Annotated in this window: 16 protein-coding genes; 7 read left to right on the top strand and 9 right to left on the bottom strand. The window is 61.9% G+C overall.

What is annotated here, in order from left to right; all coding sequences use genetic code 11:
- Window positions 1–26 precede the first annotated feature (26 nt).
- Window positions 27–779: an SDR family oxidoreductase gene (locus AC0Z42_RS22530; RefSeq protein WP_485470409.1), complete on the bottom strand. Its 753-nt coding sequence runs from the start codon at window positions 777–779 to the stop codon at window positions 27–29.
- 97 nt (window positions 780–876) lie between these two features.
- Between AC0Z42_RS22530 and AC0Z42_RS22525 the strand changes: the two genes are divergently transcribed.
- Window positions 877–1,812, top strand: a complete 936-nt coding sequence (locus tag AC0Z42_RS22525) for an AraC family transcriptional regulator (RefSeq protein WP_485470408.1) — start codon at window positions 877–879, stop codon at window positions 1,810–1,812.
- Between the two features lie 22 nt (window positions 1,813–1,834).
- Here the strand turns inward: AC0Z42_RS22525 and AC0Z42_RS22520 are convergent, their stop codons facing one another.
- Genes AC0Z42_RS22520 through AC0Z42_RS22510 form a run of 3 tightly spaced genes read right to left on the bottom strand, consistent with a single transcriptional unit; the run spans window position 1,835 to window position 5,550 of the window.
- Window positions 1,835–2,365 carry an isochorismatase family protein gene (locus AC0Z42_RS22520; RefSeq protein WP_485470407.1) on the bottom strand — a complete coding sequence of 177 codons (531 nt, stop codon included), beginning with the start codon at window positions 2,363–2,365 and terminating at the stop codon, window positions 1,835–1,837.
- Between the two features lie 54 nt (window positions 2,366–2,419).
- The gene (locus AC0Z42_RS22515; protein WP_485470406.1) at window positions 2,420–4,039 is read right to left on the bottom strand and encodes an NAD(P)-binding protein; all 1,620 of its coding nucleotides are present in this window, start codon (window positions 4,037–4,039) and stop codon (window positions 2,420–2,422) included.
- A complete protein-coding gene (locus AC0Z42_RS22510; RefSeq protein WP_485470405.1) occupies window positions 4,039–5,550 on the bottom strand; it encodes a polyamine aminopropyltransferase in 1,512 nt (503 codons plus the stop codon). Before AC0Z42_RS22510 ends, AC0Z42_RS22515 begins: the two co-directional genes overlap by 1 nt.
- Window positions 5,551–5,647: 97 nt before the next feature.
- Between AC0Z42_RS22510 and AC0Z42_RS22505 the strand changes: the two genes are divergently transcribed.
- From AC0Z42_RS22505 to AC0Z42_RS22480, 6 genes are read left to right on the top strand one after another with little or no spacing between them, the layout of a single operon-like run.
- Window positions 5,648–6,034 (top strand): DUF350 domain-containing protein, encoded by a 387-nt coding sequence (locus AC0Z42_RS22505; RefSeq protein ID WP_485470404.1) that lies wholly within the window; start codon window positions 5,648–5,650, stop codon window positions 6,032–6,034.
- A 30-nt stretch (window positions 6,035–6,064) separates the two neighbouring features.
- The gene (locus tag AC0Z42_RS22500; protein ID WP_485470403.1) at window positions 6,065–7,102 is read left to right on the top strand and encodes an SPFH domain-containing protein; all 1,038 of its coding nucleotides are present in this window, start codon (window positions 6,065–6,067) and stop codon (window positions 7,100–7,102) included.
- 10 nt (window positions 7,103–7,112) lie between these two features.
- Complete coding sequence (locus AC0Z42_RS22495) at window positions 7,113–8,570, top strand: DUF4178 domain-containing protein (RefSeq protein WP_485470402.1); 1,458 nt, start codon at window positions 7,113–7,115, stop codon at window positions 8,568–8,570.
- Complete coding sequence (locus AC0Z42_RS22490; protein WP_314633269.1) at window positions 8,570–8,746, top strand: hypothetical protein; 177 nt, start codon at window positions 8,570–8,572, stop codon at window positions 8,744–8,746. The genes AC0Z42_RS22495 and AC0Z42_RS22490 overlap by 1 nt, the downstream gene beginning before the upstream one ends.
- On the top strand, window positions 8,743–9,123 hold the full coding sequence (gene speD / locus AC0Z42_RS22485; protein ID WP_485470401.1) for an adenosylmethionine decarboxylase: 381 nt from the start codon (window positions 8,743–8,745) through the stop codon (window positions 9,121–9,123). Before AC0Z42_RS22490 ends, speD begins: the two co-directional genes overlap by 4 nt.
- 50 nt (window positions 9,124–9,173) lie before the next feature.
- Window positions 9,174–9,728 carry a hypothetical protein gene (locus tag AC0Z42_RS22480; RefSeq protein ID WP_485470400.1) on the top strand — a complete coding sequence of 185 codons (555 nt, stop codon included), beginning with the start codon at window positions 9,174–9,176 and terminating at the stop codon, window positions 9,726–9,728.
- Between the two features lie 54 nt (window positions 9,729–9,782).
- Here the strand turns inward: AC0Z42_RS22480 and AC0Z42_RS22475 are convergent, their stop codons facing one another.
- The 5 genes from AC0Z42_RS22475 to AC0Z42_RS22455 all read right to left on the bottom strand — a co-directional run bounded on the left by AC0Z42_RS22475 (window position 9,783) and on the right by AC0Z42_RS22455 (window position 14,799).
- Window positions 9,783–10,202 carry a F0F1 ATP synthase subunit epsilon gene (locus AC0Z42_RS22475; protein WP_065307860.1) on the bottom strand — a complete coding sequence of 140 codons (420 nt, stop codon included), beginning with the start codon at window positions 10,200–10,202 and terminating at the stop codon, window positions 9,783–9,785.
- A gap of 62 nt (window positions 10,203–10,264) precedes the next feature.
- A complete protein-coding gene (gene atpD / locus AC0Z42_RS22470; RefSeq protein ID WP_485470399.1) occupies window positions 10,265–11,665 on the bottom strand; it encodes a F0F1 ATP synthase subunit beta in 1,401 nt (466 codons plus the stop codon).
- A gap of 30 nt (window positions 11,666–11,695) precedes the next feature.
- The gene (gene atpG, locus AC0Z42_RS22465; RefSeq protein ID WP_485470398.1) at window positions 11,696–12,571 is read right to left on the bottom strand and encodes a F0F1 ATP synthase subunit gamma; all 876 of its coding nucleotides are present in this window, start codon (window positions 12,569–12,571) and stop codon (window positions 11,696–11,698) included.
- Between the two features lie 62 nt (window positions 12,572–12,633).
- Window positions 12,634–14,175, bottom strand: a complete 1,542-nt coding sequence (atpA, locus tag AC0Z42_RS22460) for a F0F1 ATP synthase subunit alpha (protein WP_485470397.1) — start codon at window positions 14,173–14,175, stop codon at window positions 12,634–12,636.
- 78 nt (window positions 14,176–14,253) lie between these two features.
- Window positions 14,254–14,799, bottom strand: coding sequence for a F0F1 ATP synthase subunit delta (locus AC0Z42_RS22455; RefSeq protein WP_485470396.1), 546 nt, complete (start codon window positions 14,797–14,799; stop codon window positions 14,254–14,256).
- Window position 14,800: the final 1 nt, after the last annotated feature.

The raw sequence follows: 14,800 nt of genomic DNA, 5'->3' as shown, positions 1-14,800 counted from the left end.
CGCCGGCTTTTTTCATGGGCGCGGCCTTATGGCGCACCCAGCACGGCGGCCAGCGCCACCGCATCGGCGCCGGCTGCAATGCGCAGCGGGCCTGCGTCATCGTTGGCGGCGCACCATACCGCTTCAGCCACGTCCGCCGCCAGCGTCACCTCGGACGACAGGCCCCACTGTGCAAAGACGTCTTGCGCCAGCGCCGCGTAGGCGTCGGGGATGGCGCCCTGCATGCGCTCGCGGGCATTTTCGCCGAAACGCGTTGCGGGTGCACGGCCCGGCAGCACCAGCCTGACCCGCACATTGAACTGTGCCAGTTCCAGCGCCAGCGACTCGGTAAAGGCGTTGACGGCCGCCTTGCTCGCCGTGTACACCGACAGCAGCGGCAGCGGCGCCAGTGTCACGCTGGACGTGACGTTGACGATCACGCCGGCCTTGCGCTGCCGGAACTGCGGCAGCACCGCCTGCGTCAGCGCGATGGTGCCCAGCGTATTGGTCTCGAACACCTCGCGCGCGGTGGCCATTGCCGTGCCTTCGAGTGCGCCCAGCACGCCGATGCCGGCATTGTTGACCAGTACGTCGACCGGCCCGGCATCCTGGATGACCCGGGCGATGCTGGCGGCGTCGGTGACGTCGAGCGCCAGCACGCGCAGCTGGGCCGATGGTGGCAACAAATCCGGATTCGGCGTGCGCATCGTGGCGACCACGTTCCAGCCCCGTTCGAGGAAATGGCGGGCGGTGGCAAGGCCGAAACCGGACGAGCATCCGGTGATCAGAACAGTTTTCATACAAACTCCTGGTGTGGTTGGCAGTGCCCTGACTATAGAATGCCGCTGCCGGACTTGCTATAATCAAAAGTCCATCTTTTATTCGCAATAGTCCAAAATGGTCGATCCGCTTGCCGAAGTCGTCACCCTGCTCCAGCCGCAAGCGAGGTACTCGAAACTCGTCGGCGGCGCGGGCAGCTGGCGCATCCGCCGCGCGGAGTCGGGCCAGCCCTTCTACTGCGTGGTCCTCGACGGCGCTTGCCGCCTGACGTTGGACGGACAGGCGCCGCTACAATTGCGGCAAGGCGATTTCGTGCTGATCCCCGCCGCCCAGGGCTACACCATGTCGAGCCTGGCACCGGCCCTGCCGCAAGCGGCCGACAGCGTGCCAGTCGAACTGCCGCAGGGCCAGTTCCGGCTCGGCGATCCGGATGGGCCACCGGAGGTGCTGCTGCTGGTCGGCCACTGCGCGTTCGGTTCGCCCGACGCGGCCTTGCTGGTGTCGCTGCTGCCGCAGCTGGTGCATGTACGCGGCGAGCACCGGCTGGCCACCCTGGTGCAGCTGGTCATGGACGAATCGCGCGCACGGCGGCCCGGGCGCGAGGTCATCCTGGCGCATCTGATGGAAGTGCTGCTGATCGAAGCGCTGCGCTCGACGGCGGAAAAGAATGCAGACAAAGACAGGGAAAACCTGGCGGCGCCGGGCTTGCTGCGCGGCCTGGCCGACGACCGGCTCGCCGCCGCGCTGCGCTGCATGCACGACGACATGGCGCGCGCCTGGACGGTGGCCGAACTGGCGCAACAATCAGCGCTGTCGCGCTCGGCCTTCTTCGAGCGCTTCAGCCGCGCGGTCGGCGTCGCGCCGATGGAATACCTGCTGGCCTGGCGCATGGCCTGCGCCAAAGACCTGCTGCGGCGCAAGGAAGGCGGCATCGCCGCAGTGGCCGGACGGGTCGGCTACAGCTCGGCCAGCGCCTTCAGTGTTGCCTTTGCCCGCCATGTCGGCATGCCGCCGGCACGTTATGCGCGCGGGCAGATGGCAGCATCGCGTTAGCAGGAAGCGGCCGCGTCTGTTCTCAAAATGACACGGCGTCGGCCGTGCACAGGGTGACGGGATTGCCCGGATTGAGCAGCTGGCGCCATACCCAGTTATGGTGTTCGACGATGGCCGGCGCGGCCAGGTGCGGACGGTCGCGCGTGGTATGCGCGTCACTGATCACCACCGTCGCCAGTTCCAGGCTGGCGGCGCGGCGCACGCTGGTATCGATGCAAAATTCGGTCGCATAGCCGCATACATAAATCGTCTTGATGCCGGCCTGCGCCAGGTGCTGCTGCAGCCCCGTCTGGCGAAACGCATCGCAGGAATTCTTGGCGCTGACATGGTCTTGCGGCTGCGGCGCGATCTGCTGCGGAAACTGCCAGCCGTGCGTGCCGGCGGCCCAGTCCGAATCGGCGGTATCGTGCTGCACATAGATCACCGGCACGCCGGCGGCGCGCGCCCGGGCGATCAGGCCGGCGATGCGCCCCAGCATGATGTCGGCCTGCCAGGCAGGCGGTTCGCTCAGTACGGCGTTCTGGAAATCGATCACAATCAATGCACTGCTCATGCTTGCTCCATCGGGTTAGTTGTACAGCCAGTTTTCAGTTTTCAAATACAGGCACTAGCCTGCCGCCAGCCGCGCCGCCCTGTCGCCCCACCACGCCGCTTCCTCGAACACGGAAAAGCCCGACAAATCGGCATGCGCAAACAGGATAGCGCCGTCGTGCTCGCGCAGCGCCTTGAGGCCCGCATTGCTGCGAAAGCCGGGCAAGGGGGCGGCCATGGCGTGGCCGCGCACGGTGATGTCGACGCGCTCGACGCAGCTGGCAAAGTCACGGCCGTAGGCGGTTTTCAGGTCGACGCTGGCCAGCGCCAGCAGTTCCTCGGGGGTGGCGGTATCAAGCCACTTGCGCGCCTGTTCCGGCGTGCGATCCGACAGCGCCACATAGGCGCTGAAGACGGTTTTTTCGGGCGGGCGCACACGGATGTCCTGGTGAGTGGAAACCACGTAGCCGAGGCCCGGCTCCTGGTACACCACGTTGTCCCAGCATAGCGGCGCATGCGGCAGTTCGTGGGGAAAGCGTTTCAATAGAAAGTTCGCCACCATCCACGGCGCATACGCGGGCGTATCGCGCTTGACGTCAAAGCCATAGCTGGCGATGTCACGCACCACGCGCGCCGCCACATACAGCGGCATGGCGCAAATGGCCTTGCGGGCGCGGACGATATAAGTGCGCGGCTGGCCATCGACCAGCTCGAAGCACAGCGCTTCCACGCCATCGGCGGTGGTGGCGAGCGACACCACCGTGCCAGCATGGCGCTGGACCTTGGAAGCCTGCTCCAGCGCGGTGGCCACCGGCTGCATGCCGCCCGGCCAGGTCAGCCAGGCGCCGTTTCCCGCGTTCGCCGCCTGGCCCCAGCGGCTGCAGTAGTAGTGCAGGCCGGCCCAGGCCGAGACCTGGTCGTAGCGGGTACCGTAGTCGTCGCGGCAGCAGTAGTTCAAATACCAGTGCAGGGTGGGCGAGGTATAGCCGTGCTGCTCCATCCAGGTTTTCAAGGTGATGGTGTCGAGCGCCTGCCAGGCCGGGTCTTGCGAAGAGGCGATGGTCGGGAACACGAACACGCGCTTGCCGTCATTGCCGCGCGCCTGGCGCAGCTGCTCGACTTGGGCAAAGAAGCGCCGGTGCTGCGCCAGTTCTTCCGCCGGCACGCCTTCGACAGGAATAAAGCCGTCCTGCCAGTGGCCGTTGAACAGCAGCCGTTCCTCCGGCGCATGCAAGATATAACGCTCGTCGTAGGTCGGCTTTTCCGCCATCGGATCGCGCTGGATGATGCCCAGGTCGTGCAAGATCTCGCGCACGTGCGTCGATTCGGGCGAGGGCAGCGGCAGGTAGTGGCCGCCGGTGGGATAGGCCAGCTCGCCGAAATGGCCGCCAGCCGCGTTGCCATACGGTTGCGGGCCATCGACCATCAGGAAGTCCTTGTGACCGAGCTTGTTGAGCCGCCAGGCGGCCGTCAAACCGGCGATGCCGGAACCGAAGATGGCCACGTCGGTGACCAGGGTGCGCGACGGCGGCGGCAGCGCCTTGCGGTCACGAAGGAAGTGGCCTTCGGCGCGGCCCGGATACAGCACCTTCGGCGTAATCTCCTGCCAGCGCAGGTACGCCGCGATGCTGCCGGCGCCTGCAGCCAGGGCCGCCGTGCCGCCGGCGCTCCACAGTAAAAAAGAGCGGCGCAACATCAGCGTATCACCCGGTTCCAGTCCTGCTCGAATTCATGCACCAGCGACTGAGTGTTGAGGCGGTTCGGCGCCATGGTCATCGGCTGCATGTCGGGCGGGAAGATGAACATTTCGCGCGTGGTGTCGGCATTCAGGTAGCGCATCGGCAGGCGGTAGCTGGTGGGCGGCTGGTAGTCAAGCTGCGGCGAGGCGAGGATAAACCCCCATTCGCCGAACGACGGCACGTAAGCGTGGTACGGCCAGGTGCGCATGCCCACCTCGCGCAAGGTGGCATTGATGGTCCAGTAGGCGTGCGGCGCGAAGAAGGGCGAGGTCGATTGCACCACCATCAGGCCCTTGGCCGCCAGGTGTTTTTTCACCAGGTCGTAGAACGGCACCGAATACAGCTTGCCCAGCGCGAAGCTCGATGGATCGGGGAAGTCGACGATGGCCGCATCGAACATGTCGCCGTTGTTGCGCAGCCAGACGGCGGCGTCGGCATTGATGACGGTGACGCGCTTGTCCGAGAATGATTTGTGATTCAATGCGGCCAGCTCGGGGCGGGTGGTAAACGCACCCGTCATGGCCGGGTCCAGGTCGACCACGGTGACGTGTTCGATATTCGGATAGCGCAGGATCTCGCGCAGCGCCAGGCCGTCGCCGCCACCGAGTACCAGCACGCGGCGCGCCCACGGCAAGGCTTCCAGCACCGGATGCACCAGCGCTTCGTGGTAGCGGTATTCGTCGCGCGAGGAGAACTGCAGGTTGCCATTGATGTACAAACGCGTGTCGTCCTTCCAGCGCGTGATCACCAGGCGCTGGTAAGGCGTGGTGGTGGAATACACGATCTGGTCGCCGAACAGGCCATGCTCGCCCCACTCCACCATGCGGTCGGACATGGCAAAGCCGGTCACCAGCAGCAGCATCACGGCGCAGGCGCGCAGGAATTGGCCGGTCATGTTGTGCAGTTCGGCGCGAAACACCCAGATGCTCCACAGGCCGACGGCCACATTGAGCATGCCGAACAAAAAGCCGGTGCGCACCAGGCCCAGGTAGGGCGACAGCACCAGCGGGAACAGCAGCGAGACGGCCAGTGCGCCCAGATAGTCAAACGTCAGCACGCGGCTGACCAGTTCGGAAAATTCGGTCTGGCGCGTGTTCAGCGCGCGCATCACCAAAGGCACTTCCATGCCCACCAGTGCGCCGATCAGGAACACCATCACATACAATAAGGTGCGAAACGGCGCGGCCATCCACGAAAACGTCATGAACAGGATCGCCGCCGACAGGCCGCCAATCAGGCCGACGGCCAGCTCGATATCGACAAAGCGCGACAGCACGTCAGCGTCTTTGACATACTTTGAAAAGTGAGCGCCTACCCCCATCGCAAACAGGTAACAGCCGATGATGGTGGAAAACTGCAGGATGGAGTCGCCGAGCAGATAGCTGGACATGGCGCCGGCGATCAGCTCATATGCAAGGCCGCAGGAAGCGACCACGAACACCGATAAAATCAGAATCTTTTTGTTCATTGGGCTGGTTTTGTTCTAATATGCTTGCACGTTATCAAATGCTCATCTGGAAGCGTGGCCATCGCGCCGGCTGGGCGCGCCACTTGCGAGGAATGCCGTGCCCGACATCCTAAACTATCTGATCCATCTTTTACTGGCCGCCGTGCTGCTGATTGCTTTTTTTATCATCTACACGCGCGTCACGCCATATAACGAGGTGCTGCTGATACGCCAGGGGAACCAGGCGGCGGCACTGTCGCTGGGCGGCGCCATCCTCGGCTTTTCGGCCACCATTGCCTCCTCGCTGATGCACACGGCGAACTACCAGCAGTTCTTCGCCTGGGCGTTCGGCGCGATGGTGGTGCAGCTGCTGGCCTACCTGGTCACCACGCGGCTGCTGCGCATGTCGAAGAACCAGATCGAATCGAACAACACCGCCTTTGGCGGCTTGCTGGGCGCCATCGCGCTGGCGATCGGCGCCATCAACGCCGCCTGCATTTCCTGACCCCGTCATCATCTTCGCAAGGACACCATCATGAGCCTCGGCAGCTTTATCAAGAAGCAGTTTATCGATGTACTGCAATGGAACGAAGAGAAGGAAGGCGTGCTGGCCTGGCGCTTTCCGATGCAGGATTTCGAGATCCAGAACGGCGCCATTCTGAACGTGCGCGAGTCGCAGGTCGCCGTCTTTGTCAACGAAGGCAAGATCGCCGATGTGTTCGGTCCCGGCACCCACAAGCTGACCACGCAAACCCTGCCCCTGCTGACCAACCTGAAAAACTGGGACAAGCTGTTCGATTCGCCCTTCAAGTCCGACGTGTATTACTTCAGCACCCGCGTGCAGACCGGCCGCAAATGGGGTACGCCGCAGCCGATCACGATCCGCGACAAGGACTTCGACATGATACGCGTGCGCGCCTTTGGCATGTACTCGTACCGCATTGCCGACGCCCGCACCTTTTTTACCGAAATTTCCGGAACGCGCGACGTCTACACGCGCGATGAAGTGGAAGATCAATTACGCGGCATCCTGATGTCCAGCATGGCCAGCTCGCTCGGCGGCGCCAACGTGCCCTTCCTCGACATGGCGGCCAACCAGGCGCTGATGGCGCAGCAGGTCAAGGACGGCCTGGCGCAGGCGTTTGCCCGCTATGGCGTGGGCCTGGATGAATTCAATGTGGCCAGCATCAGCCTGCCCGAAGAACTGCAGGCGGCGCTGGACGAGCGCATCTCGGCCGGCATGAAGGGCGGCCTGGGCGCCGACAAGATGAGCGGCTTTACCAAGTTCCAGGTGGCGAACGCGATTCCGCTGGCGGCGCAGAACGAAGGCGGCCTGGCCGGCGTCGGCGCGGGCCTGGGGGCTGGATTGTCGATCGGCCAGGTGATGGCGCAGGGCATGGGCAATGCCTTGCAGCCCGCACCAGCGCCGGCACCAGCCGCGCCTCCCGCGCCTGCGGAAGAACCGATCGAAGCGCGCCTGGAAAAGCTCAAGGGCCTGCTCGACAAGGGACTGATTTCGCCGGCCGACTACGACGGCGCGAAAGCGGAACTGCTGAAAAAACTGATCGGCTAAACGCGACTGCATGCAAACTGTCTCCTGTCCCAGCTGCGGCGCGGAAGTCCACTTCCGCTCGCACGCTTCCGTGCTGGCCGTGTGCGAGTACTGTCACAGCACCATCCTGAAAGATGCCGATTCGGTGCGCGATATCGGCAAGATGTCGTCCGTGCTGGAAGACTATACCCCGATCCAGGTCGGCACCGCCGGCGTGCACGACGGCGTCAGTTTCACGGTGGTGGGCCGCATCCAGCAGCGTTATGGAGCCGGCACCTGGAACGAGTGGTATGTGCTGTTCGACGACGCCAGCACGGCCTGGCTGGGCGACTCGTCAGGGCTTTACACGCTCACGCGCGAGCGCAAGGCAATTGGTGCCCTGCCCGCCTTTGCCGAACTGCGCCCGGGCCAGCAGTACAGCATCAATGGCGAACCGTACACGGCGGCCGAAGTGCGCAGCGGCGAGTGCATCGCCGGCCAGGGCGAGCTGCCGTTCAAGGTCGGCAGCGGCTGGCGCATCCAGGTGGCCGATTTGCGCAACTACGCCAGCTTCGCCACGCTCGACTATACGGATGGCCCGCAGCCGGTGCTGTACCAGGGCATGGCCGTTACCCTGGAAGGCATGCAGTGCCAGCTGCTGCGCGATACCGACGCGATCGCGCGCACTGCCGGCAAATACCGCGGCAAGCTCGATGCGCTCGACTGCCCTTCCTGCGGCAGTGACATCAAGTACGTGCCGGGCGCCGCCGCGCAGCTGGTCTGCCCGTCCTGCCATGCGCAGCTCGACGCCACCGGCCCCGAGGCGCAGGTGCTGGCCAAGGGCCGGCAGGTGGAAGAGGAAGCCGACATTACGCTGGAGCTGGGCGCCAGCGCCAAGATCAACAATGTCGACTTTACCGTGATCGGCATGATGCGCCGCGCCGACGACGAAGGCACCGAGTGGAACGAATACCTGCTGTACAACACACACGCCGGCTTTTTCTGGCTGGTGGAAACCGACGACGGCTGGTCGCGCTCGAACGTGCTGCCGAACTGGCCAACCTGGCCCTCGCTGGAAGCTGAAAAATGCACGCTCGACGGCGCCACCTACACCAAGCTGTATGACTATGGCTCGCAAGTGACGTATGCGGCCGGCGCCTTCAACTGGAAGGTGGCCGTCGGCGACACCACGCATGTGTATGAATTCGAACAGGGGCAGACCAAGTTGGCGGCCGAGCTGACAGCAGAGGAGATGACCTGGTCGCGCTCCACGCCGGTCGCCTACGACCAGATGAGCGCCTGGTTCGGCGCCGCTTTTCACGGCATCACGCCGTCCTCGAACATCAAGATGAGCCACCGCGGCGTGGCCAAGGTCTTCATCATCATCACCCTGGTGTTGAATGCGATTCCGATGTTCGTTTCGTTTTCCAGCACCCTGATGTGGAGCCTGCTGGGCTGCCTGGCGCTGTTCGTGCCCGCCCTTTTCCTCGACAAGAACAGGACCCCATAATGAGCAAATACGTGATCTACGCGCTGATGGTGACCTTCTCCGTCACGGCCGCCAACTGGGTGCGCATGTTCAAAGTGGCCGGCAGCGGCAGTGGCGGCGGCAGCAGCTGGAGTTCGCGCACCGGCAGCGGCGGCGGCAGCTATGGCGGCGGCTCCAGCGGCGGCAGCCACAAGTGACGGCCAGCGCGCACCTGCCGCTCGGTACCCATCTGCTGGCCGATTTGTCCGGCGTCGATGCGGCCGCTTTGCGCGACTGCGCGGCACTCGATGCACTGCTGCGCCAGGCGGCTGTCACCGCCGGCGCGCAGGTATTGCATGGCCACTTCCACAGCTTTGGCCAGGAGGCTGGCGTGACCGGCGTGCTGCTGCTGGCCGAGTCGCATATCTCGATCCACACCTGGCCTGAAGCGGGCTTTGCTGCCGTCGATATCTTCATGTGCGGCGCAGCCAGGCCGCAGCTGGCGCTCGATATCATCAGTACACAACTGCAAGCGCAGCACTGCACATTGCATACGGCGCGCCGTGCACCACCGGGCCAGGCCATTGCTGGCTGATCGCCAGTGGATCGCTTACACTGTCGGCTCACTTCTTATCGATCACACCCATGCGCCGTTCCGCCCTGCTTGCTTTCCCACTCCTGCTGCTGGTGTCCGCCTGCGACGACTATACGGCGCCCAGCCTGTACCAGGCCACCACGCCTGATTGCAAGACATGGACCGAAGGCTCGCGCTTCGAGCTGCCGCGCGGCATTACCGTCTACGCCACGCCACCGACCACCCTGAAAGAAGGCGGCACCGAACTGGCACTGATCTTTACCTTGCCGCTCGGCACGCAAGCGAGCTTCACGCGTTTGTCATTCTTGCTGGAAGAGCCGAAAAAGCCGCCGTTTGCAAACGCCAGGGTCACCACCATCTACCAGCGCGGCCTGGACCAGAAAGCGGAAATCGTCGACGTGATCGAGCAGCTGCCGATCATGTTTTCGGCGGTGGGCAACAGCAAGGCCACCCAATGGCGCTTGCGCCTGCAATTGCCGCGCCAGCTGCCGCAGCGTTTTGATTTGAATATGCCCGACATGCTGGTAGCCGGCAAGCGCTATCCGGTACGCACGTTTACGTATCGTTATTTTGACGAACGCAAGGCGTATGGCATGTGCAGCTGATCAAAAAAAAAGCAGCCCGAAGGCTGCTTTTTGCATTGATGCATGCGCGGCAAATTAATGCTTGCGCAGCTTCTGGATCGCGGCCAGTTGCGCAATCGCGCTGGCCAGCTCGGCTTGCGCTTGCGCGTAGTCGATGCCCGAATCCTTGTTGTGAATATTTTCTTCCGCCAGCTTCTTCGCTTCCAGCGCTTTCGCTTCGTCGAGGTCGTGACCACGGATCGCGGTATCGGCCAGGACGGTCACGGTGTCAGGCTGCACTTCCAGCAGGCCGCCGGCAACGAAGACGAACTCTTCTTCAGCCTGGCCGACTACCTTGATGCGGACCGCGCCCGGACGGATGCGGGTAATCAAGGGCGTGTGGCGTGGGTAGATACCCAGCTCGCCCTGTTCACCCGGCAACGCGACGAATTCTGCTTCACCTGAAAAAATCAATTCTTCAGCGGAAACCACGTCAACGTGAATTGTGTGTGCCATGTGTGTCCTATCGGGTTGAAGAACCCCGCCCGGTGAGGGGCGGGGTTAGGCCCAGACTTAACTTAGTTAAGTTTCTTGGCTTTTTCGATTGCTTCGTCGATCGTGCCGACCATGTAGAACGCTTGTTCCGGCAGGTGATCGAGTTCGCCCGACGCGATCATCTTGAAGCCTTTGATCGTGTCTTTCAGCGAAACGTATTTACCTGGCGAACCGGTAAATACTTCAGCGACGTGGAAAGGCTGCGACAGGAAACGCTGCATCTTACGTGCGCGGGCCACCAGCAGTTTGTCTTCCGGTGCCAGCTCGTCCATGCCCAGAATCGCGATAATGTCACGCAGTTCCTTGTAGCGCTGCAGGGTCGTTTGCACGGCACGCGCGGTGTCATAGTGCTCTTGACCGACGATCAGCGGGTCCAGCTGGCGCGAGGTCGAGTCGAGTGGATCGACGGCCGGGTAGATACCCAGCGAAGCGATGTCACGCGACAGGGCAACGGTCGAATCCAAGTGGCCGAAGGTGGTTGCTGGCGAAGGATCGGTGTAATCATCGGCAGGAACGTAGACGGCCTGGATCGAGGTGATCGAACCGGTCTTGGTCGAGGTGATGCGCTCTTGCAGACGGCCCATTTCTTCGGCCAGGGTAGGCTGGTAGCCCACCGCCGACGGCATACGGCCCAGCAGTGCCGATACTTCGGTACCGGCCAGGGTGAAGCGGTAGATGTTGTCGACGAAGAACAACACGTCCTTGCCTTCATCACGGAACGATTCAGCGATCGTCAGGCCGGTCAGCGCGACGCGCAGACGGTTACCTGGCGGCTCATTCATCTGGCCGTAGACCATTGCCACTTTGGAGTTTTCCGGATTTTCCAGATCGACCACTTTCGCATCAGCCATCTCGTGGTAGAAGTCGTTACCCTCGCGAGTACGCTCACCGACGCCGGCAAACACGGACACGCCGCTGTGTGCCTTGGCGATGTTGTTGATCAGTTCCATCATGTTCACGGTCTTGCCCACGCCGGCGCCGCCGAACAGGCCGACTTTACCGCCTTTTGCAAACGGGCACACCAGGTCGATCACCTTGATGCCGGTTTCCAGCAGTTCTTGCGATGGCGACAGTTCGTCGTACGCAGGAGCGGTGCGGTGGATCGAGGCGATCTGTTCGTGCGATACCGGACCGCATTCGTCGATCGGGTTACCCAGCACGTCCATGATGCGGCCCAGGGTTGCTTTACCGACTGGCACCATGATAGGTTTGCCGGTGTTCTGGATCATCATGCCGCGACGCAGGCCATCGGACGAGCCGAGTGCAATGGTACGGACAATGCCGTCGCCCAACTGCTGTTGTACTTCCAGGGTCAGTTCCGAGCCCGCCATCTTCAAGGCATCAAATACCTTGGGCATCGCGTTGCGGGGAAACTCAACGTCCACCACAGCGCCGATACACTGAACGATTTTGCCATCAGCCATGTTCGTTCCTTCAAATATAGTTAAATTCGTTTAAACCGCTGCCGCACCGGCGACGATTTCGGAGAGTTCTTTGGTAATCGCAGCTTGGCGGGTCTTGTTGTAGACGAGCTTCAGTTCGCCGATCACACTACCTGCGTTGTCGCTTGCAGCTTTCATCGCGACCATCCGTGCCGATTGCTCGGACGCCAGATTTTCTGCGACTGCCTGGTACACCAGCGCTTCTACATAGCGCTCCAGCAATTCGTCGATGATGCTTTGTGCATCCGGCTCGTAGATGTAATCCCACGAGTGTGCGCTCTTGTCGGCGACCATTTTGTCGGCCGTCAAAGGCAGCAGCTGTTCGACCACTGGTTCCTGCTTCATCGTGTTGATGAATTTGGTGTAGCACAGGTACACTGCGTCGAGCTTGCCTGCCTGGAACTCTTCGAGCATGACCTTGACAGGTCCGATCAATTTATCCAGGTGCGGCGTATCACCAGTCTGAATCGCGGAGGCGACGATCTTGACGCCGATGCGATTCAAAAAACCCAAACCCTTGTTACCGATGGCGACTGCTTCAATCTTGTTGCCGGCTGTTTCCAGCCCGCGCGCCTTGGACGTCACCTGGCGCAAGATATTGGTATTCATGCCGCCGCACAGACCCTTGTCGGTCGTGACGACGATGAAACCCACTGCCTTGGCTTCCGTGCCTTGCGCTGCCGCCAGGAACGGGTGCGTGTATTCCGGATTGGCATTCGCCAGATTGGCGGCGATATTACGAATCTTGTCACTGTAGGGACGAGCAGCCCGCATCCGGTCTTGCGCCTTGCGCATTTTGGACGCGGCGACCATTTCCATCGCCTTGGTGATCTTCTTCGTATTCTCTACGCTTTTGATCTTGCCACGTATCTCTTTGCTTGATGCCATGAGTCCTTACTCCTTCTGCGCGTAGGGCAGCGCCTCACACATGGTGGGCGCCGCCTGGCCGCTTAATATGCGCCGGATTTCTTGAAATCAGCAATGGCCGCCGACAGAGTTGCTTCGCTGTCTTTGTCGAGTTGCTTGGTTTCTTCGATCTTGGCCAGCAGAGCAGCTTGCTTGGTTTTCATGTAAGCGTGGACGCCTGCTTCGAACGACAGCACCTGCTTGACTGGCACGTCGTCCATGAAGCCCTTGTTCACCGAGAACAGCGAGACGGCCATCAGCGAGATCGACAATGGCGAGTACTGGGCTTGCTTGAGCAATTCCGTCACGCGTGCACCACGGTCGAGCTGCTTGCGGGTCGATTCGTCCAGGTCGGAGGCGAACTGCGCAAACGCGGCCAATTCACGGTACTGCGCCAAGTCGGTACGGATACCGCCGGACAGGTTTTTGATGACCTTGGTCTGGGCGGCGCCACCGACGCGCGATACGGAAATACCGGCGTTAATTGCAGGACGGATACCGGCGTTGAACAACGACGTTTCCAGGAAGATCTGGCCGTCGGTAATCGAAATCACGTTGGTTGGCACGAAGGCCGACACGTCACCCGCTTGGGTTTCGATGATCGGCAGCGCCGTCAGCGAACCGGTCTTGCCTTTGACGGCGCCGTCGGTGAACTTCTCGACGTAGTCGGCGTTCACGCGGGCTGCGCGTTCGAGCAGGCGGCTGTGCAGGTAGAACACGTCGCCAGGGTACGCTTCGCGACCTGGTGGACGGCGCAGCAGCAGCGAGATTTGACGGTAAGCAACGGCTTGTTTCGACAGATCATCGTAGACGATCAGTGCATCTTCACCACGGTCGCGGAAGTACTCGCCCATGGCGCAGCCCGAGTAGGCCGAGATGTACTGCATGGCGGCCGATTCCGACGCGGTCGCGGCGACAACGATGGTGTATTCCATCGCGCCGTGGGTTTCCAGCGAACGCACGATGTTTTTGATCGTCGACGCTTTTTGGCCGATGGCGACGTAGATACACGTCATGCCCTGGCCTTTTTGATTGATGATCGCATCAACCGCCACGGCCGATTTACCGGTTTGACGGTCGCCAATGATCAGCTCGCGCTGGCCACGGCCAATCGGTACCATCGCATCGATCGACTTCAGGCCGGTTTGCATCGGTTGCGAAACGGATTCACGGGCGATCACGCCCGGGGCGATTTTTTCGATCGGCGAGGTCAGCTTGGCGTTGACCGGGCCTTTGCCGTCGATCGGCTGGCCCAGTGCATTGACCACGCGACCGCACAGTTCAGGACCGACCGGCACTTCCAGAATGCGGCCGGTGCATTTCACCGTGTCGCCTTCGGAGATGTGCTCGTAAGCACCCAGAATCACGGCGCCGACGGAGTCGCGCTCCAGATTCATCGCCAGGCCAAAGGTGTTGCCCGGGAATTCCAGCATCTCGCCTTGCATCACGTCCGACAGGCCGTGGATGCGGCAGATACCGTCGGCGACGGAAATAACCGTGCCTTGGTTACGCACTTCAGCGCCGCCATCAAGACCTTGGATCCGGCTCTTGATCAACTCGCTGATTTCAGATGGGTTGAGTTGCATACTAACTCCTAAAAGTGTTTCTCTCAGCTTGCGCGAGGGGTAAGGGTCTGTCTAAGCTGGCCTGCCGAAGCGCGTGTCTTACGACACCAGTGCGGCGTGCAATTGCTGCAGTTTGGCGCGCACCGAGGTGTCGAACACCTGATCGCCAACAACTACGCGCACGCCGCCAAGCAGCGATGGATCCACTGTGACAGCAGGGTTGAGCTTACGACTGAATTTCTTTTCCAGCGTTGCGACCAGCTCGGCCGTTTGGCCTTCGCTCAGATCGAAAGCGCTCGTGATCTCGGCGTCAGCCGCACCTTCCAGGCCATTTTTCAAGGCATGGAATTGCGCGCCGATTTCCGGCAGCAGGCTGATGCGGCCATTTTCGATCAACAAGTTGACGAAGTTTTTGACTTCTTCGTTGAGCGGCGATTTCAACAACGACAGGATGGTGGCGGCGACGTCGCTATCCGAAACTTTCGGATTGCGCGCGTACGCCTGTACCTCGGGGTGGCTACCGACCTGGGCCAATTCGGACACCAGTTCGGACCACGCCGCGAGGTTGCTTGACTCCTTACCTGCTTGGGCTACGCGGAACAAAGCTTCCGCGTAGGGACGGGCGACGGTTGCGAGTTCTGCCATG

This window comes from Janthinobacterium sp. 1L-D-8-B-C4 (genome assembly GCF_057291295.1).
The sequence above is the reverse complement of the archived record's forward strand: the minus strand, read 5'-3'. Positions and strand labels throughout refer to the sequence as shown.

Coding starts and splice junctions, on each gene's coding strand:
- AC0Z42_RS22530 (WP_485470409.1), bottom strand. CDS start 779: ATGAAAACTGTTCTGATCACCGGATGCTCGTCCGGTTTCGGCCTTGCC.
- AC0Z42_RS22525 (WP_485470408.1), top strand. CDS start 877: ATGGTCGATCCGCTTGCCGAAGTCGTCACCCTGCTCCAGCCGCAAGCG.
- AC0Z42_RS22520 (WP_485470407.1), bottom strand. CDS start 2,365: ATGAGCAGTGCATTGATTGTGATCGATTTCCAGAACGCCGTACTGAGC.
- AC0Z42_RS22515 (WP_485470406.1), bottom strand. CDS start 4,039: ATGTTGCGCCGCTCTTTTTTACTGTGGAGCGCCGGCGGCACGGCGGCC.
- AC0Z42_RS22510 (WP_485470405.1), bottom strand. CDS start 5,550: ATGAACAAAAAGATTCTGATTTTATCGGTGTTCGTGGTCGCTTCCTGC.
- AC0Z42_RS22500 (WP_485470403.1), top strand. CDS start 6,065: ATGAGCCTCGGCAGCTTTATCAAGAAGCAGTTTATCGATGTACTGCAA.
- AC0Z42_RS22495 (WP_485470402.1), top strand. CDS start 7,113: ATGCAAACTGTCTCCTGTCCCAGCTGCGGCGCGGAAGTCCACTTCCGC.
- AC0Z42_RS22490 (WP_314633269.1), top strand. CDS start 8,570: ATGAGCAAATACGTGATCTACGCGCTGATGGTGACCTTCTCCGTCACG.
- AC0Z42_RS22480 (WP_485470400.1), top strand. CDS start 9,174: ATGCGCCGTTCCGCCCTGCTTGCTTTCCCACTCCTGCTGCTGGTGTCC.
- AC0Z42_RS22475 (WP_065307860.1), bottom strand. CDS start 10,202: ATGGCACACACAATTCACGTTGACGTGGTTTCCGCTGAAGAATTGATT.
- atpD (WP_485470399.1), bottom strand. CDS start 11,665: ATGGCTGATGGCAAAATCGTTCAGTGTATCGGCGCTGTGGTGGACGTT.
- atpG (WP_485470398.1), bottom strand. CDS start 12,571: ATGGCATCAAGCAAAGAGATACGTGGCAAGATCAAAAGCGTAGAGAAT.
- atpA (WP_485470397.1), bottom strand. CDS start 14,175: ATGCAACTCAACCCATCTGAAATCAGCGAGTTGATCAAGAGCCGGATC.
- AC0Z42_RS22455 (WP_485470396.1), bottom strand. CDS start 14,799: ATGGCAGAACTCGCAACCGTCGCCCGTCCCTACGCGGAAGCTTTGTTC.